This window comes from Corynebacterium liangguodongii (assembly GCF_003070865.1).
GTDB lineage: Bacteria > Actinomycetota > Actinomycetes > Mycobacteriales > Mycobacteriaceae > Corynebacterium > Corynebacterium liangguodongii.
In genome coordinates this window covers 347,502-364,889 of sequence record NZ_CP026948.1, presented here as the reverse complement: position 1 = coordinate 364,889, position 17,388 = coordinate 347,502, and the positions used below count along the sequence as shown (strand labels likewise).

Genomic DNA, 17,388 nt, shown 5'->3' with positions numbered 1-17,388 from the left:
CGAGCCACTTAGACGGCTGCGCCGCCGAAGATGTCGATGGAGTCGCTGCCCTCGCGGAGGGTGACGTAGGCGCGCTTGGTGTCCTTACGCTTGCCATAGCCGGTGCGGGAACGCTTGCGCTTGCCCTCGCGGTTGGCGGTGTTGACGGAAGCGACGTCGACGCCGAAGATCTCCTCCACGGCAATCTTGATCTGGGTCTTGTTGGCAGACGGGTTCACGAAAAACGTGTACGTGTTCTGCTCCATCAGCGCGTAGGTCTTCTCGGAGAGGACCGGGGCGATGATGATGTCACGCGGGTTGGCGATCTTGGCCATTTACTTCTCCTCCTCCACTGCAGCGGCGGGTGCGCCCGCGGATGCGTTCACAAAGGTGTGAAGCGCCTCGACGGAGAACACGACGTCGTCGGAGTTGAGCACGTCGTAGGTGTTCAACTGACCCGGCTCAAGGATGTGGACGCCCGGCAGGTTCCGTGCGGAAAGGCGGGAGTTGACATCCTCACGGCCGATGACAAGAAGAACGTTCTTGCGGTCGGTGAGACGCTCAATGAAGGCGCGTGCGGACTTCGTCGACGGGGTCTGGCCCGGGACGAGCTCCTCGACGACGTGGATGCGCTCGCCGCGCGCGCGGTCGCTCAGGGACATGGCGAGAGCGGCCTTGATCATCTTCTTCGGGGTGCGCTGCGCGTACGAGCGCGGCTGCGGACCGTGAACGGTGCCGCCGCCGGTGAAGTGCGGCGCGCGGGTCGAGCCCTGGCGGGCGCGGCCGGTGCCCTTCTGGCGGAACGGCTTCTTGCCACCGCCGCTGACCATGCCGCGGGTCTTGGTGGCGTGGGTGCCCTGGCGCGCGGCTGCCTGCTGTGCGATGACAACCTGGTGCATCAGGGGGATGGAGACCTCGCGGTCGAAAATCTCGGCCGGCAGGTCGACGGAACCGTTGGTCTTGCCGTCAGCGGTGTGGACGTTAAGCGTCAGGTTCGTCATGCGTGAGCACCGCCCTTCACTGCGGTCTTGACGGTGACAATGCTGCCCTTGGCACCAGGGATTGCGCCCTTGATGAGGATCAGGTTGTTCTCGCCGTCGATGCGTTGGATCTTCAGGTTCTGGGTGGTCACCCGGTTGCCGCCCATGCGGCCGGCCATGCGGGTGCCCTTGAACACGCGACCGGGGGTCGCGCAGGCGCCGATGGAGCCGACGCGGCGGTGGGAGGCCTGGTTACCGTGGGCGGCACCCTGGCCGGCGAAGCCGTGGCGCTTCATCGCGCCGGCGTAGCCCTTGCCCTTGGTGGTGCCGACGACGTCAACGTAGGTGTCACCGTCGAAGATGGTCGCGTTGAATTCCTGGCCGATCTCGTACGCGGAGGTGTCATCCATGCGGATTTCCGCGACGTAGCGGCGGGGGTTGACGCCGGCCTTCTTGAAGTGGCCGGCCTGGGGCTTCTTGGTCTTACGGGGATCGATGTCGCCGTAAGCGATCTGGATGGCGCTGTAGCCATCGGTCTCCGGGGTGCGAATCTGGGTGACCACGACCGGCCCAGCCTCGACGACGGTGACCGGGATAACCCGGTTGTCCTCGTCGAAGATCTGGGTCATGCCGAGCTTAGTGCCCAGAATGCCCTTGATCTGATTGTCAGACATGTGTGTGTTCTCCACTTACCAAAAGTCGGATCTTGCTTACTGAATGTTCACGTCGACGCTGGCCGGCAGGTCGATGCGCATGAGCGCGTCGACCGTCTTGGGCGTCGGGTCGAGAATGTCGATGAGGCGCTTGTGAGTGCGCATCTCGAAGTGCTCGCGAGAATCCTTGTACTTGTGGGGAGAACGGATAACGGCGTACACGTTCTTCTCAGTGGGCAACGGCACCGGCCCCACGACGCGGGCACCCGTGCGGGTGACCGTTTCAACGATCTTCTTCGCGGATGCGTCGATCGCCTCGTGGTCGTAGGCCTTGAGCCTGATGCGGATCTTTTGTCCCGCCACGCTTACCTCTTCCTCGCTTGCCCCACATTCGGTGTCGAAGCGGTGGGGGTTTTAAGCTTCTTGTTTCTCTATAACGTTGTCCGGGCTTAGCCCTTGGCGCAACGCCAGTGTCGTTCAACTGCCATGACCGAACCAGGAAGGTGGGCCGCACAGCAAACAACCTGCGCGCAACCGATCAGTGCTTCCCGCCGCTGGCTGGTGGCCCAGCCGCGTGGTCTGACGTTACGAGGAAGGGAGCGGGCCCCCTATACTCACGTACTGCCGCTGTTTATTTGCCATGGACCTTGCCCGGTCCACCCGCAAGGGGTGCCTCCAGGGTTGAAGGTGTCATGTTCGCCCCGCCACCGCCCGTCCCCGCTTACGAGGCCAGGCCATGTCAAGGCAACCCGTGTATTTAAGCACATCCGCGCCCCGCGAAGCAAAATCGCGTATCGACGCCCCCGTGCAGGCCCTCCCTGCAGAGCACCACACGGGTGTAGTGTTAGGGGCCATCGACCGTCCCCGCACTTCAACGAGAATTGAGGCCCCCATGAGCGAACCCACCTCCCCTGCCGCCGGCTCCACCGCCGCGGACACCACTGAGGCACAGGTACAGACACAGGTTGCACCGAGCGCGCAGGCGCCCAACACGAACCTGGTGACCGAGACCGGTACCACCGTCATCGACGACACCGTGGTGGGCAAGATCGCCGGTATCGCCGCCCGCGAGGTCTCCGGCGTCGCTAACCTCGGCGGCGGCGCGGCGCGCATGTGGGGCGCCGTGCGCGAATCCCTCACCGCCTCCACCAACGTGCAGCAGGGCGTCAACGTGGCCGTGCAGGACGGGCGCGCCTCCATTGCCGTGGCAATCATCGCCGAGTACGGGGTGGCCATCCACGAGCTGGCCAACGCGATCCGCCACAACGTCCAGGTGGCGGTGGAGCGGATGACGGGGCTGATCGTCGAGCGCGTCGACATCACCGTCCACGACGTCAATTTGCCGCTGCAAGACGGCGCGGAGCGCGAGGCGACCGAGCCTGCCGGCGCTGTCGGCGGCACCGGCGTCGCGGGGTAACGGGCGTGGGCGCCGAAATCGGCAGGGCCGAGGCGGAGGCGATCCGCGCGGCCGCCCTCAGCGTGCCGGGCGTGGCCGGCTTAAGCGGTGGGCAGTTCGGGGAGGTCGCCCTCCTCCTGCCCGGGGCGAAGATCCCCGGGATCCGCCCGCTCACCGCGGACGGTCGCCGGGGCGTTGAGCTGCACGTGGTCTACGCCACGGACCAGGGGTGCCCGATCGCGGACGTCGCCACGCAGCTGCGCGAGGACGTGGCGGCCGCAGCGGACCTGGACTTTATCAACATCATCTTCGCGGACGCCACCGCGAATACGACACGAGCACTGTGAGAGCGACTATGGCATCAAACCCCCTCAATTCCACCCAGCCGCGCAACCCCGCGGCACCGCAGCCGCCTGCCCGCAACCGCAACAAGGCATTGATCGGGATCGCCGCCGGCGTGATCGTGGCGTTCTTCGTCACCTTCGGCGGCTGGCCCGGAGTGGCGTGGCTGCTGCTCTTCTCCGCGATCGGCGGCGTTGTCGGCGCCCAGCTCGACGGCCGCATAGACATCGCCGAGGCGATCGCCACCTGCATCGGACGCGGGAGAAGCTAGTGGTAGACAGCGAGTTCCACCTCAGCGAGAGGGCCGTGGAACGCATCGCCGAGGCAGCGATACGCTCAGTGCCCGGATCGATCTCGCTCGACGCGAAGCTGGCGGGCCTCGCTGGGCGGGGCCTGCCGCGCGTGAGCGCACTGATGGACCGGCGCGCAGGGACCGTCTCCTTCGAAGCCGACGTCGCCGCCGCCTATCCAAGCCCGATCGCCGCGGTAACGGATTGCATCCGCGCCGCCGTCATCTCCCAGGTGCGCACGCTCACCGGGCTGGAGGTCACCCGCGTCGACGTCAAGGTCGCCGACGCCAAGGCGTTCGCCTCGCGCGTGGACGCAGCCGACCTGGAGCGCTACCGCGAGCGCGGCATGGACCTTATCGCCAGGCCTGTGTCAGTGACGGGGGCGTCGTCACGCGTGCGCAGCGTCACAACGCCGCAACCGCGCCCGCTGCGGCCGGTGATCGCGCCTGAGGCGCCGCAGGTGCGCACGCGCTTCGTCGTCGCCCCGCAGCCTCCCCTCACCCCGATCCAGGTCTCGCGTACGCCTCGCGTCGCCGTGGAGATCGTGCGCACCCGCCCCGTTACTCATCCGCTCGCGCCGGCCCCGCTGCCGCTGCGCCCGATTCACATCACCCCGGTGGTAGAACCCCATGGCATATCGCGCTGACTCCCCTGACGTCCCCACCCCCGGGCCGCAGCCGCGCGCACTCCCGGCCGCGCGAGCACTGGCGATACTCCTCAGCCTCGCCCTTATCGGCCTCTCCGCGGTCGCCGGCAGGGACCTCTGGATGCGCTGGGTCGCCGGCACGCCCGGCGACTCCTGGATCGCGGCGGCCCTCAATCGTCTCGCCGCACTCGAGCTCACCCCGGCCATGCTGGTCGTTGGCGGCGCGCTCACCCTTATCGGCCTGTGGCTCGTCCTCGCCGCGTGCGCCCCGCGCGTACGCACCCACGTGCGCGCCACCTCCCCGGCCTCGATCTGGGTCCGCCCAGTCGACATCGCCAGGCGCGCCACCTACAGCGCCCGCTCTGTCACTGGCGGCAGCCACATTTCCTCTCAAGCGAGCCGGACGCGCCTGAAGGTGACCGTCGAAGACGACGGCAGCGGCGAGGAGCTGCGCTCCAGGGTCACGCGCGCCCTCGAAGCGCAGTTCTCCCCGCTCGCCGTCTCTCCGCGCATCAGCGTGACACTCGCTCCCCGCCGCGAGGACGATCGCGCCTGGGAAAGCGCGCGCGCCGCGGAGAACGCCGAGCTCGCCACATCGCCCACGGACCCGAAGGAAGGCCTCGCGTGACACGGACACTCTCCCTGATCGACCGCGCCATCGTCTTCGTACTCGGGCTCGTCATTGCGCTGGCGGGGCTCGTCCCCGCGACACTCTACTGGGACATTCCGCGCGTGAGCGCACATGTTCGTGCAGCGGCCTCCCGCATCGACCTCGGGCAGCTCGCCGGGGCCCAGGCGCACCCCGCTTTCGGGGCCGCGCTCGCCGTGGGCGGTGTGCTAGCGCTCATCGCCGGGGCCTGGTTGCTCGTCGCGAACCTCCGTGCCCACACGGTGACGCACCGCGGGATCATCCCGGCGGACCGCGCCCACGGCGAAACCACGCTCGGTATCGCGCGCATCGCGCAGGCTGCGTGCGAGCACATGTCCCTCTCCCCCGCCGTCGAACAGGCGCGCAGCACCGTGACCATGGTGCGCCCGCGACCGACGGTCACCTTCACTGTCACAGCGAACCCGGAGTACGATCTCGCGGACGCCATCGCGGCCGTGGAGCGGGCAGACCGCGACTTCACCACCGCGTGCGGGCAGATGGGCATCGACACCGTCTACAAGCTCCACCTCGAGCGCATTTCCTAGCCCCCACGCGCACCGCTAGGCGCTAGGCCTCAAGGAGCAGGACCCGCTCGACCCGGCCCAGGCACGCCGGGGCCACGCCGCCCGGCGGCTGCACCTCTAGCGCACCGCCCACTGCGCAGGAGACTATCCGCTCGTAGGCCACCTCGCTGCGAATCACCTCGCGGCGCAGCTGCTCCCACAGGCGGATCGTGCGGCCCACTACCGCGCGCTTGCCGTCCTCGAGTACAACAAGCCACCGCGCGCCACGCGCCTGCCCCTTCACCAACCCGCTCAGGCTCGGCGCGCCTGTGGGATCGATCGCCGTGATAAGGGTGGTCACGCCGAGGCGATGGTCAACCCCCTGCGTGTCGGCGATGACGAGCGGTAGGCCCGGGCCGGTGCGACGCATCGAGCCTGCCCGCCATACCGCGGGGATGCGCCCCGCATCGGCGGCAGAACGGACGACAATATCACCTGCGCACAGGGTGACGATGTGGGCGGGACCGGTCGTGGTGATGGTGTAGTGGCCGCCCGAGGGGGCATCGATAAGCGCGGGATGCTCCGCCTCCATATCCGCGAGCACGCCGCAGAGCTCCTCGTCGCTCGAGCCCCAGCTAATCCCGCGGTTGGCGGCGATGCCGATGAGCGCCGGCAGGGACAGGTCGGGCTGGCCCTCCCACGCCCTGCGCAGCGCGGCGATGACCGCCGGAATTCGGGTGGGATCTCTCACGGCTGACCACCTTACCGCCACGGCTTAATGCACGAAAAAGCTCCCCTCCCCGCGTGATGCGGGTGGGGAGCTTTCAGCTCACGGCGCTACTGGAGAGCGCCCTCGGGGATTAGTCGAGGATCTTGGTCACGCGGCCAGCGCCGACGGTGCGGGAGCCCTCGCGGATAGCGAAGCGCAGGCCCTCGTCCATGGCAACCGGCTGGATGAGCTCGACGGACATCTCGACGTTGTCGCCCGGCATGACCATCTCGGTGCCCTCCGGCAGCTTCACCACACCGGTCACGTCGGTGGTGCGGAAGTAGAACTGCGGACGGTAGTTGTCGAAGAACGGGGTGTGGCGGCCGCCCTCGTCCTTGGACAGGACGTAGACGGAACCCTCGAACTTGGTGTGCGGGGTGTAGGCGCCCGGCTTGATCACGACCTGGCCGCGCTCGACGTCCTCGCGCTTGAGGCCGCGGAGCAGGAGGGCGGCGTTGTCGCCGGCCTCGGCGGAATCGAGAAGCTTGTTGAACATCTCGATGGAGGTGACGGTCGTCTTCTGGGCCTTCTCGCGGATACCGATGATCTCGACCTCTTCGTTGAGGTTGAGCACACCGCGCTCCACACGGCCGGTCACGACGGTGCCGCGGCCGGAGATGGTGAAGATGTCCTCGATCGGCATGAGGAAGTCGCGGTCGGTCTCGCGGACCGGGTCCGGGATGGAGTCGTCGCACGCCTGCATGAGGTCGATCACGGACTGAACCCACTTCTCGTCGCCCTCGAGGGCCTTGAGAGCGGAGATGTGGACGATCGGGGCCTCCTCATCGTAGTCCTGCTCGGCGAGGAGCTCGCGCACCTCCATCTCGACGAGCTCGATGATTTCCTCATCGTCGACCATGTCGCACTTGTTCAGGGCGACGAGGATGTAGGGGACGCCGACCTGGCGGGCGAGCAGCACGTGCTCACGGGTCTGCGGCATCGGACCGTCGGTGGCGGCGACGACGAGGATCGCGCCGTCCATCTGAGCCGCGCCGGTGATCATGTTCTTGATGTAGTCGGCGTGGCCCGGGGCGTCAACGTGAGCGTAGTGGCGCTTCGGGGTGTTGTACTCCACGTGGGAGATGTTGATGGTGATGCCGCGCTCGCGCTCCTCAGGAGCCTTGTCGATCGCGTCGAACGCGAAAGCGGTGTTCTCCTCCGGGTAAGCGTCAGCGAGCACCTTGGTGATGGCAGCCGTCGTGGTGGTCTTGCCGTGGTCGACGTGACCGATGGTGCCGATGTTTACGTGCGGCTTCGTACGCTCGAATTTAGCCTTTGCCACTGTATGTCCTCCTGGACTTCATGGTGGCTACGACCTTCGCAGCCACGTGGTTTACTGATTGCCTTGCTGCAACGCCGCGTGCGCGGGCGCCGAAACAATGGCCATTTCACAATGTGCCAGTTACATGATCTTAGGTTCATGAAGACCGTTTTTCAAACCGACGCGGCCCGAACAACGCCGGGCTTGGGCGGGTATGGCGATCCATTCAACCAGATCCACCTAGAGAGTAACGGCCGGCTCAAGCACGCCGATCATCGGGTGCGTGCCTCAGCTCGACCGCTACTCCGCGGGTCTCGGCCGCCCTCCCCTCCAAAGCACCGCCGCCAGCACTGGCACGCGCCGGCGAGCGATATCGGGGAGGGCGCCCCGGTAGGCAACCTGTGGACGGTGTGTTTACTTGTTGCCGTTGCGCTCGTCGATAATCTCCTGCGCCACGCTAGAGGGAACCTCCGCGTAGGAGTCGAAGACCATCGTGAAGTTGGCGCGGCCAGCGGTGCTGGAGCGCAGGTCGCCGATGTAGCCGAACATCTCGGAGAGCGGCACCTTCGCCTTGACCACCTTGGCGCCGGAGCGGTCATCCATCGCGTAGACCTGGCCACGGCGCGAGCTGATGTCGCCGTTGACCGTACCCATGTACTCCTCCGGGGTGACAACCTCGACGGCCATGAGCGGCTCGAGCAGCACAGGCTTCGCCTTGGCGACGGCCTCCTTCAGCGCCTGGGAGCCAGCCAACTTGAAGGCCATTTCCGAGGAGTCGACCTCGTGGGAGGCGCCGTCTTCCAGCGTGGCCTTGATGTTGACTAGCGGGAAGCCCGCCAGGTAGCCATACTGCATGGCGTCCTGGATGCCGGCGTCGACCGAGGGGATGTACTCCTTGGGCACGCGGCCGCCGGTGACGGCGTTTTCGAACTTGTAGATCGCGGACTCGCCCTCTTCGAGCTCCTCCGGCTCCGGGGAGTACGGCTCGATGGTGACGATGACCTTCGCGAACTGGCCGGAACCACCCGTCTGCTTCTTGTGGGTGTAGTCGAGGTGCTCGACCTTCTTACGGATGGTCTCACGGTAGGCCACCTGCGGAGAACCGATGTTCGCCTCGACCTTGAACTCGCGCTTCATGCGGTCAACCAGGACGTCGAGGTGGAGCTCGCCCATGCCGCCGATGACGGTCTGGCCGGTCTCCTCGTCGAGCTTGACGGTGAAGGTCGGGTCCTCCTCCGCGAGCTTCTGGATAGCGGTGCCCAGCTTCTCCTGGTCGGCCTTGGTCTTCGGCTCGATGGCGACCTGGATCACGGGGTCCGGGAAGTCCATGGACTCCAGGATGATCGGGTGGTCCGGGTTGCACAGGGTGTCACCGGTGGTGGTGTTCTTCAGGCCGATGAACGCGTAGATGTTGCCGGCGTCGGCGTGCTCGACCGGGTTTTCCTTGTTCGCGTGCATCTGGAAGAGCTTGCCCACGCGCTCCTTGGTGCTCTTCGTGGAGTTGAGCATCTGCTCGCCCGGGATGGCCTGGCCGGAGTAGACACGCACGTAGGTGAGCTTGCCGAAGAACGGGTGCACCGCAATCTTGAACGCCAGCGCGGAGAACGGCTCCTCGACGGACGGCTTGCGGGTATCCGGGGTCTCGCCGTCGAGCGCGGTGCCGTGGACCTCGCCGATGTCGAGCGGGTTGGGCAGGAAGTCGATCACGGCGTCGAGAAGCGGCTCGATGCCCTTGTTGCGGTAGGCGGAGCCGCAGTAGACCGGGTAGATCTCGGAGTTGACCGTCATCTTGCGGATCGCGGCCTTGATCTCCTCGACGGTGAGCTCCTCGCCGCCGAAGTACTTCTCCATGAGCTCCTCGTCGGACTCAGCGACGGTCTCAAGAAGCTTCTCGCGGTATTCCTCGGCCTTGTCCTTGAGCTCGGCCGGGATCTCCTCGATCTGCGGCGGGGTGCCGGTCTCGACCTTGCCCGGCCACAGCAGCGCCTTCATCTCGATGAGGTCGACGACGCCGTCGAAGTCATCCTCGGCGCCGATCGGGAGCTGCATGACCAGCGGCTTCGCACCGAGGCGGTCGACGATGGTGCCGACGGTGAACTCGAAGTCAGCGCCGAGCTTGTCCATCTTGTTGACGAAGCAGATGCGCGGCACGTCGTACTTGGCGGCCTGGCGCCAGACCTGCTCGGATTGGGGCTCGACGCCCTCCTTGCCATCGAAGACGGCAACCGCGCCGTCGAGAACGCGCAGGGAGCGCTCGACCTCGACGGTGAAGTCCACGTGGCCCGGGGTGTCGATGATGTTGATCTGGTTGTTGTTCCAGAAACAGGTCACCGCCGCGGACGTAATGGTGATGCCGCGCTCCTTCTCCTGCTCCATCCAGTCGGTCGTGGAGGCACCGTCGTGGGTCTCGCCGACCTTGCGGTTGATGCCGGTGTAGAAGAGGATGCGCTCGGTGGTGGTGGTCTTACCGGCATCGATGTGCGCCATGATGCCGATGTTGCGGACCTTGTTTAGGTCCTTAAGCACTTCTTGTGCCACGTTGATACCCCAATTGGATGTCGATGACGTATCCGGGCAACCTAGCCGGCTCCGAGCCGGCCCCAGCCGGATAACGCCAGGGTGGATAATTACCTTTATCTATTCTGCCATTAAACCCGCGCCTTGGCAGCATGTCCTCGCACACACGGCAAACCCGGGCGCCGGCCGCGGCGTGCGACCGGGTTGTGGTGCGCGTGGTCAGGCGCACGAGGCGCTGACCTCGCTTCGGACTACCAGCGGTAGTGGGCGAAGGCGCGGTTGGCCTCGGCCATCTTGTGGGTGTCCTCGCGGCGCTTGACGGAGGCGCCGAGGCCGTTGGAGGCGTCGAGGATCTCGTTGGCGAGGCGCTCGATCATGGTGTTCTCGCGGCGCTGGCGGGTGAAGGTGACCAGCCAGCGCAGGGCGAGGGTGTTGGAGCGGCCGGGCTTGACCTCGACCGGGACCTGGTAGGTAGCGCCGCCGACGCGGCGGGAGCGGACCTCGAGGTCGGGGCGGATGTTGCCCAGGGCCTTCTCGAGGGTGCCCACGGGATCGGTGCCGGTCTTCTCGCGGCAGATCTCGAGCGCACCGTAGACGATGCGCTCGGCGGTCGACTTCTTGCCGTCGAGCAGGACCTTGTTGACGAGCTGGGTGACGATCTCGGAGTTGTAGACCGGGTCCTTAACGACGGGACGCTTCGGTGCTTGCTGCTTACGCATTGGTGATTACTGTCCCTTCTTCGCGCCGTAGCGGGAGCGAGCCTGCTTGCGGTCCTTCACACCCTGGGTGTCAAGCGCGCCGCGGATGATCTTGTAGCGAACGCCCGGCAGGTCCTTCACGCGGCCGCCGCGCACGAGCACCATGGAGTGCTCCTGAAGGTTGTGCCCCTCACCCGGGATGTAGGCGGAGACCTCGATGCCCGAGGTGAGGCGAACACGCGCGACCTTACGCAGCGCGGAGTTCGGCTTCTTCGGGGTGGTGGTGTACACACGGGTGCACACGCCGCGTCGCTGCGGGGAGCCCTTCAGGGCCGCCGTGGCAACCTTCGTGCGCTTGTCGTGGCGGCCCTTGCGGACCAGCTGCTGGATAGTTGGCATTCACGCATCCTTCTACGTTCGAGTGAAAATGTGTCCATACATGCAAAAATGGGGGCTCTTTTCCGGGGCCCTGCCGCATGTGCGTCGACGACAAAGCTTAGCGCCTTGCCCCGGCTCCGCAAAATCGCCCTAGCCGAAGGTCAGGCAGTAGAGCCGCACTCCAGGGGATGGGGAGATTCGCAGCACCCCCTCGCCCGGCCGTTCGCCCTTGTGCAGGTCGATCGTTCCATCCTCGACTGCATCGACACCGCACCCCAGGTAACCAGTATGGATGCGAGACGTCGCAAAGCGAACACTGCTACCGCCTCCATCGCGGCGACGCCCCTCATCGCCGTCGGCTCTAGCATCACGACTGCCTCGCACCTCTCCCCCCACCCCAGATACCGTGACCGCCTCGGGCGTCGACGGCATGCACGCGATCATGGAGGCCCCTGACCTGAGCCGGACGACCACCGAGGCGAAAGGAGCGAGCCTGGACATTGTTGTGAGCACCGAGTTGGGCAAAGGCGGAGCGATAATCGACGGTGAGCCCGCGTTGGAGACCTATTTGGGCGCCTAGGTGTGGGCCATGATGTGCGACGGGGTCCGCGAAGTTCGCCGGGGTGATCGGGCAGGTCGAGCTCTAAACCCGCGGGGCAACAAGGTTGCGATTGCATTAACCTTGCCTCATGTCAAATGCGCTTGAAGATTTTATTGCGGATCCGGCCTACGGCGAGCTTCCCTTTCCAAAAGTGCAATGGCAAAACAGGTTCCCGCAAGACATGCAGAGGGCGTTCCTTTGCTCCCTGCCGTACGGTCTCGCGGACGGTAGGATAGTCGACGGTCCAGGCCCGGTGCTCAAGCGCAGGAAAGGCCTTTTCACCAACCCCCTGTACCGCCAGTTCGAGCAGAACCTGTGCGAAACGTGGGGTTTCGCGGACCCGGACGATGCACGTGCAGCTATTGCCTCCTTGCTGAGCACAGACTCGAACCCCGAGTACGTCGCACTTTTGCCCGAGATAAAGATCATCGCACAGGAGCACAATCCGGAAACAGCTCACGCTCTCGTCGAGCCCGCATGCCAGCGCCTCCCCGGAGTAGACCCCTCCGCCATCACCGCTGTCCTGCAAAAGTATGCGAATCTATTTGCTGAAGGAATGGGGTTGCCGAGCCAGCTTCCTTCCACGCTTACCTCGTGGGACTACGGCCGTGCCGCCTGGATCTCACGGATGGCCCACGGGATTGGTTGGTTCAGCGAAGAAGAGTGCGCTCAGCACCACGCCCACGCGCTCGAACGCGCCCAGGTGATGTATCCAGATTGGAAATCCTACGCATCCGGTTGGTTGCTCGGCCGTGCCGCCTGGTCCGGCATGGTTGGCGAGGATGGCGAGGGACTCTCCGCGCTCGTCGCGACGCTGCTTGTGAATCCGGCATCCCCGTGGCTGCGAATGCCCCTCAACCCCTAAGAGCAGCACACGCTTCAGGCCCCGCCAGGTGGATCGCCCGGCGGGGCCTGTCGCGCTACGGGTGCAGGTCCTACATCTGGTCGAACCCGTACTCGTCGAGCGGCACCGAAGCACCGGTGAACTCGCCGTAGCCATCATCGCCGTAAATCGAATCACCGAAGGTCGGGATCGAGTACGCCGCGCTGCGCGCCGCCTCGGTCGGCTTGACCTGGATGTTGCGGTAGCGCGAGATACCCGTACCGGCCGGGATGAGCTTACCGATGATCACGTTCTCCTTCAGGCCGATGAGCTTGTCGGAGCGCTTGGTGGCAGGCGCCGTGGATAGCGAGACGCCCCGCCGCCTCGACTCACCCTCGAATGGCGCCGCGACGAACCACATCGAGACCAGCGATCTAACCCCACTCACGATGGACCCACCAAAGGGGCATTCATCGCCAACCAGCGAGTTTTAAATCGAGTTCCCCTATCGATCCAGGACCTCGCATCCCTGCTCAGAGCCCTTCCGTGGCTACTTTAGTAGAAAAAGGATACTTTAGTACCAACTTTCGGCGTTACTATTGCCGTCCCCCTTTTGCAAAGGTATGCTCGACACCGTGACGAATGCAAAAAAGAATCGGCCCACCAGGACCCAGCAGACAGGCTATGGGCATCCCGTCCCGGCCCTACGTCTGACTTCCCCGGGTCCCTGATCCACCAAATCGACCCAACTACCAATTCCCCAGAAAGGAATCCGCCATGACCACTTTCTCCAGCACCCAGACCAAGATCGCAACTGCGATCATTGCGCTCGCATCGTTCGTCGCCATCGCCGCAACCTCTGTCGGCGCCATGTGGATCGTCGGCACTTTTGGTGTAAGCACCGCAACCGCTTCCGCAATCGTCAAGGCTGTCGAGGTCGGCAGCTGGGGCATGTTTTTGGCGGCCATCGCGACGACCGGCGGCATTATCGGCGCTGGCCTGTGGGCCGTTATCAAGACCAAGCTCGCACAGATGGGCACTAAAGCCGTCGTCGCCTAACAGCCGCAATTCAAGCCTCGGCCGCGAAGAGACTGGCGCATGACAGCGAAGGTGTACCATACGTCCTTGCTGCTATCTATCGCAACCGCCACTATTGTTCTAGGTAGTGCGTGCGCAGTGGGGACGCTATCAGGAAACGCCGTTCCCTTATCTGAGATTGACGCTCCACCCACGTCCCGCTCGTCGTTTGATGAGGCGTTTATATTTATCGCCTCATCAAACATCCCTACCTGGTGCATATTAGTTTCAGGGGTTCTCTCCTTCGGGCTCACTACAGTGGTCGGGGCATTCGGACTGGGGCTGTACCTCGGATTATCGTTTGCAATTTCCGTCAACGCTATCGGACTCCGGGCTGCGATTGGAAGTACATGGGCTTACTCCCCGTTCGAGTTTTTTGGCCTATTCCTTGCCAGCGTCGTAGGGATATTTCCCACTTTCATACTTCTCATGCAACGTGATGACACCGGTGTATCATTTGCCGCTCGCTGGTGGCTCGCCGTGAAAAGTACTTTTCCTTTCGTTCTCACGTCGTTCGCCCTTATTTGGACGGGAATCCTCATCGAAGCACTTGTCGTTTCAAACACGTGACGATCCCGTCCAATAAACACAGAAAGATGCACAAGAATATGTCCAAGACCCCATCACCAATGTCAAGTGATCCATCTACGCATCGCGAATACCTTTATTTTGCCAATGCGCCCCGGAACGAGAAGCACACCGGCGCAATGGTTTCCCCGCATGCGGGGATAATCTTCGCTCTCGGAATTCTCTACACTATATTTTACACTCGGGCAACCGCCGAGCGTTCCCTAAAGTCGCTGCCGAGCAACATTGAAATGAACGGGGACATGCTGCGGTTACTCGTGTTTGGTACTGCCGCCGGTCTGATTCTTTCTACAATTATCTATTCACTCCTAGCGTTTAGCGTATTGCGCACAGTCGCACATTGGGGAAGAGAAAGCGGAGACACGACGGGAGTATTTGATGCACTATTCTATACGATCAGTGCCTCGTTCATCGTCCCGCTGACAATACGACTTCTTCCAGGAGCTGAAGCACTCCACGCCGTCGCGAGCGCCATTTGCGTCTTAGGCGTCACAGGATATTTCACCCATAAGTGCGTCTCCAGTTGCTACAAGGCGCTCATCCCCTTTGTAATAGCCTTGCTCATTAGCGCACTCTTGTTCACCGCCGTTTACCGCCCGTTGTTTTCCCCGCTTTTCGCCTAAGGGAGTAGTACATGAATTTCCGTTTCGTCTCACTTTTGTGGGTCTTAGCAGCCCTGTCTCTTGTCTTCCCGGTTTTCTCTTCATGGTCGATGCATGCAAGCTCGGGATTGGACAACAAAGCCTTGGCCACTGCTGTCGCCCAGGCAACCATCTTGGTGGCCGCCGTACTGTATGCCGCCTTTAGCCCTCGCTTCCCAACACTTTCCTTCTTCTTAGCTTCGACATGTGGTTTCACGCTCTGGGTACTCAGCTCCTTCGCTGTTACGGGCGGAGTTCTCCCTACCCGAGCATCCGCGATCGTATTCTTCGTGATCGGCATCTGGTCCGCCCTAGAGCTGGTGGAGCGTAACAATAGTCGTCGCTCCACCTACCTGTCGTAGCTTAAGGATCACGCTGCGTTTATGTCCTTAAAACCAGCCCCCGTACCCGATCACGTTCAAGCCCAGTGGTCAGGCGTTCAAGTCGCCCGAACGCTCAAGATCACCGAAATAATCGATAGATTCGGAGTACCGCTTGACCCTCGGCTTGCGCTAAAGGTGGCTCCGGTACTTTTCGGGATGCTTGTTGTGTGCGAGGCGCTCATTGCAGGCGTAATAGTTCGAAACGCCGCTCCCCAACTCGCGTCGAGCTTGCCATCCCTTGCAGGCCTGGAAGGTGCAGATGGTACATATTTTCTCTTCGCGTTCGCGCTCATTCCAGCACTGCTCGATGTTTTCGGGCATATCGTAAAACTAGCCGTGAGCACTCGGCTAGAGCGGGATCCTTTGATTCGTTCGCTTCCATCCCTTGGCGTGTCTACCCGAGATGCATTTCTCTCAACCATTGTCATTCCCTTGGCGAGTCGCTGGCCACTGTTCTGGAGTCCACTCCTGCTCGTCTCGCTCGGCTCCGGCAACTCCCTTGTCACTCGCCTCTGCTTCGTAGCCATGAGTTTTAGTATTCCGCTTTATGCTGTAAGCGGCTTTCGAGGCCTACGCTCGATAGCCTTTCTGCCCAGTCCCGGGATCTTGCGATGGCGATCCAGCGTCTTCATCGCGACTGCGCCTTGCATTGTAGGCTTTTTAGCTGGTTCATTAGTCTCTTCCGCCGTCGCAGCTTTGGACGGTGCACGGCGCGTGCAGCACACGAGCGAGTTCGCGATTCCATTAGCGCCTGTTATCGGGATTGTGTCGCGGCCGATGGTCGCATGGCCTTTGATTGGGGTGTGCTGCTCAGTAGGAGTAATTCTTTTCCTGCAAATGGGTAATATTCTTCGGGCAGCACCCCTTATTTATACTTTGCGTGCTATTAACCCGCCACTTTCCGGCCCACCCACATCCACGTGGGGCCTGGACTCGCTTCTCAATCGATTTCTATATCCCATCGTCGGCAGCTTGTGGGTGCGCATTCTGTGGACGCGACCAAGCGTCGTTGTCAATTCTATGGTGCTTAGTGCAGCCGCCGGGCTCACGCATTCCATCGAAGGCTTGATCCCTGCTCTAATTCCGGTTTTCATCATCGTTTCCACACTGTCGGCAGCATCGACCGAGCATTTCTCAGCCGTTGAACCCCGCAAAAGCTTGCTGCGCTATCGCTTTCACGTTGAGCTAGATAGCGCCGAGGTGCTGGTGATTATTCTTCGCTTACTGTTTGCCGCATGCCTCGCACTCACTCCGCTCCTTGCGGCTTCGTTGCTGTGGCTAGCGGTTTCGGGGATGCCTCTTCTTATTGTGGCTGGGCCGGTTCTTGCTTTCACTGCAGTTGGCTTCCTCTTTGCCAACCGGCCGATTGGAAAGAACCTAGTGGAGACCCAGATGGTCTTGCTCGAACTACTTTTCTCCTACGCTTTCGCGTTCATCTTCGTGTGGTCGCCGCTTGTAGGCGCCTGCGCCCTAGCAATCGGGCTCGGAACCACACTCTTTGTTGCCCGCGCTAGATTGCTCAGGATGGTACACGTATGTCGTTAAGTATTGTTGGACAGTCCATGTCCGCTGGCTACAAGCGCAACACCCCGGCGTTTTCCGATGTCACCATATGCGTGCGCAGTCCCGGTCTACGAATTCTCCACGGGCCGAACGGCTCCGGAAAATCAACTCTCATGGAAGTCATCGCAGGCTTCCTTCCGCTTATAGCTGGCACGATTGCCGTGTCGGGCGAAGTCACATACATCCGCCATTCCCCCGCCCTCGTCCCGTTTCTCACTGTGCGGGACAACTGCACCCTATACTTGCGGCGCTACGGCTTCAGCCCAGACTCGGCAGATCGTTTCATCGATGGGCTTGGCCTCCAGCCGCATCTGGATAAGCTCCCGTCGGAGCTATCCACCGGAACTCTCCGAAAGGCTTGGATCGTGTGCGGGCTTCTTACCAGAAGCGGCGTTCTTTGCCTGGATGAGCCGTTCAATGGGCTCGACCCGGGGGCAGCGGATTATGTGGCTGCCGAGCTGTTCCACCAATCAGCCGAACGCCTGGTTCTCGCCGTCGCCCACCAGCCCCCTGAGATCATCACTTTGGACGAACACAATCGATTTGCAGACGTGTGCGTCTCGAACGCAGGATTCGAATTGCGGTCGGCGCGCGTGGGCTAAGCGCACGAACTTCGACCCTGCCCCCGCATAGGAATGACCACGGTGCAAT

At 63.1% G+C, this 17,388-nt stretch carries 23 protein-coding genes and 1 pseudogene; 14 read left to right on the top strand and 10 right to left on the bottom strand.

Annotated features, from left to right (window positions below):
• Nucleotides 1–8: 8 nt before the first annotated feature.
• The 4 genes from rplW to rpsJ are packed head-to-tail and all read right to left on the bottom strand — an operon-like array spanning nt 9 to nt 1,975.
• Nucleotides 9–314 (bottom strand): 50S ribosomal protein L23, encoded by a 306-nt coding sequence (gene rplW, locus C3E79_RS01755; protein WP_108403360.1) that lies wholly within the window; start codon nt 312–314, stop codon nt 9–11.
• On the bottom strand, nt 315–980 hold the full coding sequence (gene rplD / locus C3E79_RS01750) for a 50S ribosomal protein L4 (RefSeq protein ID WP_108403359.1): 666 nt from the start codon (nt 978–980) through the stop codon (nt 315–317).
• Nucleotides 977–1,633, bottom strand: a complete 657-nt coding sequence (gene rplC, locus C3E79_RS01745; RefSeq protein ID WP_108403358.1) for a 50S ribosomal protein L3 — start codon at nt 1,631–1,633, stop codon at nt 977–979. Before rplC ends, rplD begins: the two co-directional genes overlap by 4 nt.
• Nucleotides 1,634–1,669: 36 nt before the next feature.
• The gene (gene rpsJ / locus C3E79_RS01740; RefSeq protein ID WP_003848085.1) at nt 1,670–1,975 is read right to left on the bottom strand and encodes a 30S ribosomal protein S10; all 306 of its coding nucleotides are present in this window, start codon (nt 1,973–1,975) and stop codon (nt 1,670–1,672) included.
• A gap of 529 nt (nt 1,976–2,504) precedes the next feature.
• Between rpsJ and C3E79_RS01735 the strand changes: the two genes are divergently transcribed.
• The 6 genes from C3E79_RS01735 to C3E79_RS01710 are packed head-to-tail and all read left to right on the top strand — an operon-like array spanning nt 2,505 to nt 5,480.
• Nucleotides 2,505–3,029 (top strand): Asp23/Gls24 family envelope stress response protein, encoded by a 525-nt coding sequence (locus C3E79_RS01735; RefSeq protein WP_235840551.1) that lies wholly within the window; start codon nt 2,505–2,507, stop codon nt 3,027–3,029.
• 5 nt (nt 3,030–3,034) lie between these two features.
• Entirely contained in the window at nt 3,035–3,355 is a 321-nt protein-coding gene (locus C3E79_RS01730) for an Asp23/Gls24 family envelope stress response protein (RefSeq protein ID WP_108403357.1), read from the top strand.
• A gap of 8 nt (nt 3,356–3,363) precedes the next feature.
• The gene (locus C3E79_RS01725) at nt 3,364–3,621 is read left to right on the top strand and encodes a hypothetical protein (RefSeq protein WP_108403356.1); all 258 of its coding nucleotides are present in this window, start codon (nt 3,364–3,366) and stop codon (nt 3,619–3,621) included.
• Complete coding sequence (locus C3E79_RS01720) at nt 3,621–4,286, top strand: Asp23/Gls24 family envelope stress response protein (RefSeq protein WP_158268462.1); 666 nt, start codon at nt 3,621–3,623, stop codon at nt 4,284–4,286. Before C3E79_RS01725 ends, C3E79_RS01720 begins: the two co-directional genes overlap by 1 nt.
• Nucleotides 4,270–4,914: an Asp23/Gls24 family envelope stress response protein gene (locus tag C3E79_RS01715; RefSeq protein WP_179948300.1), complete on the top strand. Its 645-nt coding sequence runs from the start codon at nt 4,270–4,272 to the stop codon at nt 4,912–4,914. Before C3E79_RS01720 ends, C3E79_RS01715 begins: the two co-directional genes overlap by 17 nt.
• Entirely contained in the window at nt 4,911–5,480 is a 570-nt protein-coding gene (locus tag C3E79_RS01710) for a hypothetical protein (protein ID WP_108403354.1), read from the top strand. Before C3E79_RS01715 ends, C3E79_RS01710 begins: the two co-directional genes overlap by 4 nt.
• Before the next feature lie 22 nt (nt 5,481–5,502).
• Here C3E79_RS01710 and C3E79_RS01705 read toward each other — a convergent pair whose 3' ends face one another.
• The 5 genes from C3E79_RS01705 to rpsL all read right to left on the bottom strand — a co-directional run bounded on the left by C3E79_RS01705 (nt 5,503) and on the right by rpsL (nt 11,082).
• Nucleotides 5,503–6,189 carry a hypothetical protein gene (locus C3E79_RS01705; RefSeq protein WP_108403353.1) on the bottom strand — a complete coding sequence of 229 codons (687 nt, stop codon included), beginning with the start codon at nt 6,187–6,189 and terminating at the stop codon, nt 5,503–5,505.
• A 109-nt stretch (nt 6,190–6,298) separates the two neighbouring features.
• Complete coding sequence (gene tuf / locus C3E79_RS01700; protein ID WP_108403352.1) at nt 6,299–7,489, bottom strand: elongation factor Tu; 1,191 nt, start codon at nt 7,487–7,489, stop codon at nt 6,299–6,301.
• A gap of 393 nt (nt 7,490–7,882) precedes the next feature.
• Nucleotides 7,883–10,006: an elongation factor G gene (gene fusA, locus C3E79_RS01695; RefSeq protein ID WP_108403351.1), complete on the bottom strand. Its 2,124-nt coding sequence runs from the start codon at nt 10,004–10,006 to the stop codon at nt 7,883–7,885.
• 230 nt (nt 10,007–10,236) lie between these two features.
• On the bottom strand, nt 10,237–10,704 hold the full coding sequence (rpsG, locus tag C3E79_RS01690) for a 30S ribosomal protein S7 (protein ID WP_108403350.1): 468 nt from the start codon (nt 10,702–10,704) through the stop codon (nt 10,237–10,239).
• Between the two features lie 6 nt (nt 10,705–10,710).
• Entirely contained in the window at nt 10,711–11,082 is a 372-nt protein-coding gene (gene rpsL, locus C3E79_RS01685) for a 30S ribosomal protein S12 (protein WP_018017465.1), read from the bottom strand.
• 385 nt (nt 11,083–11,467) lie between these two features.
• Here rpsL and C3E79_RS11270 point away from each other — a divergent pair, with 385 nt between their 5' ends.
• Together C3E79_RS11270 and C3E79_RS01680 are read left to right on the top strand one after the other, a co-directional pair.
• On the top strand, nt 11,468–11,641 hold the full coding sequence (locus C3E79_RS11270) for a hypothetical protein (protein ID WP_158268463.1): 174 nt from the start codon (nt 11,468–11,470) through the stop codon (nt 11,639–11,641).
• Between the two features lie 109 nt (nt 11,642–11,750).
• Nucleotides 11,751–12,527 carry a DUF1266 domain-containing protein gene (locus C3E79_RS01680; RefSeq protein WP_108403349.1) on the top strand — a complete coding sequence of 259 codons (777 nt, stop codon included), beginning with the start codon at nt 11,751–11,753 and terminating at the stop codon, nt 12,525–12,527.
• A 70-nt stretch (nt 12,528–12,597) separates the two neighbouring features.
• Here C3E79_RS01680 and C3E79_RS01675 read toward each other — a convergent pair.
• Nucleotides 12,598–12,903: pseudogene (locus C3E79_RS01675) on the bottom strand (hypothetical protein); the annotation flags it as partial.
• 359 nt (nt 12,904–13,262) lie between these two features.
• Here C3E79_RS01675 and C3E79_RS01670 point away from each other — a divergent pair.
• Genes C3E79_RS01670 through C3E79_RS01650 form a run of 6 tightly spaced genes read left to right on the top strand, consistent with a single transcriptional unit; the run spans nt 13,263 to nt 17,339 of the window.
• Nucleotides 13,263–13,544, top strand: a complete 282-nt coding sequence (locus tag C3E79_RS01670) for a hypothetical protein (protein ID WP_108403348.1) — start codon at nt 13,263–13,265, stop codon at nt 13,542–13,544.
• Nucleotides 13,545–13,583: 39 nt separating this feature from the next.
• Nucleotides 13,584–14,132, top strand: coding sequence for a hypothetical protein (locus C3E79_RS11265; protein ID WP_158268464.1), 549 nt, complete (start codon nt 13,584–13,586; stop codon nt 14,130–14,132).
• 26 nt (nt 14,133–14,158) lie between these two features.
• Nucleotides 14,159–14,773: a hypothetical protein gene (locus C3E79_RS01665; protein WP_146183361.1), complete on the top strand. Its 615-nt coding sequence runs from the start codon at nt 14,159–14,161 to the stop codon at nt 14,771–14,773.
• 11 nt (nt 14,774–14,784) lie between these two features.
• Nucleotides 14,785–15,153, top strand: coding sequence for a hypothetical protein (locus C3E79_RS01660; RefSeq protein ID WP_108403346.1), 369 nt, complete (start codon nt 14,785–14,787; stop codon nt 15,151–15,153).
• Between the two features lie 21 nt (nt 15,154–15,174).
• Entirely contained in the window at nt 15,175–16,719 is a 1,545-nt protein-coding gene (locus C3E79_RS11260) for a hypothetical protein (RefSeq protein WP_146183362.1), read from the top strand.
• Nucleotides 16,710–17,339, top strand: a complete 630-nt coding sequence (locus C3E79_RS01650; RefSeq protein WP_108403344.1) for an ABC transporter ATP-binding protein — start codon at nt 16,710–16,712, stop codon at nt 17,337–17,339. The genes C3E79_RS11260 and C3E79_RS01650 overlap by 10 nt, the downstream gene beginning before the upstream one ends.
• Nucleotides 17,340–17,388 lie beyond the last annotated feature (49 nt).

Coding starts and splice junctions, on each gene's coding strand:
- rplW (WP_108403360.1), bottom strand. CDS start 314: ATGGCCAAGATCGCCAACCCGCGTGACATCATCATCGCCCCGGTCCTC.
- rplD (WP_108403359.1), bottom strand. CDS start 980: ATGACGAACCTGACGCTTAACGTCCACACCGCTGACGGCAAGACCAAC.
- rplC (WP_108403358.1), bottom strand. CDS start 1,633: ATGTCTGACAATCAGATCAAGGGCATTCTGGGCACTAAGCTCGGCATG.
- C3E79_RS01735 (WP_235840551.1), top strand. CDS start 2,505: ATGAGCGAACCCACCTCCCCTGCCGCCGGCTCCACCGCCGCGGACACC.
- C3E79_RS01725 (WP_108403356.1), top strand. CDS start 3,364: ATGGCATCAAACCCCCTCAATTCCACCCAGCCGCGCAACCCCGCGGCA.
- C3E79_RS01715 (WP_179948300.1), top strand. CDS start 4,270: ATGGCATATCGCGCTGACTCCCCTGACGTCCCCACCCCCGGGCCGCAG.
- rpsG (WP_108403350.1), bottom strand. CDS start 10,704: ATGCGTAAGCAGCAAGCACCGAAGCGTCCCGTCGTTAAGGACCCGGTC.
- rpsL (WP_018017465.1), bottom strand. CDS start 11,082: ATGCCAACTATCCAGCAGCTGGTCCGCAAGGGCCGCCACGACAAGCGC.
- C3E79_RS01680 (WP_108403349.1), top strand. CDS start 11,751: ATGTCAAATGCGCTTGAAGATTTTATTGCGGATCCGGCCTACGGCGAG.
- C3E79_RS01670 (WP_108403348.1), top strand. CDS start 13,263: ATGACCACTTTCTCCAGCACCCAGACCAAGATCGCAACTGCGATCATT.
- C3E79_RS11265 (WP_158268464.1), top strand. CDS start 13,584: ATGACAGCGAAGGTGTACCATACGTCCTTGCTGCTATCTATCGCAACC.
- C3E79_RS01665 (WP_146183361.1), top strand. CDS start 14,159: ATGCACAAGAATATGTCCAAGACCCCATCACCAATGTCAAGTGATCCA.
- C3E79_RS01660 (WP_108403346.1), top strand. CDS start 14,785: ATGAATTTCCGTTTCGTCTCACTTTTGTGGGTCTTAGCAGCCCTGTCT.
- C3E79_RS11260 (WP_146183362.1), top strand. CDS start 15,175: ATGTCCTTAAAACCAGCCCCCGTACCCGATCACGTTCAAGCCCAGTGG.
- C3E79_RS01650 (WP_108403344.1), top strand. CDS start 16,710: ATGTCGTTAAGTATTGTTGGACAGTCCATGTCCGCTGGCTACAAGCGC.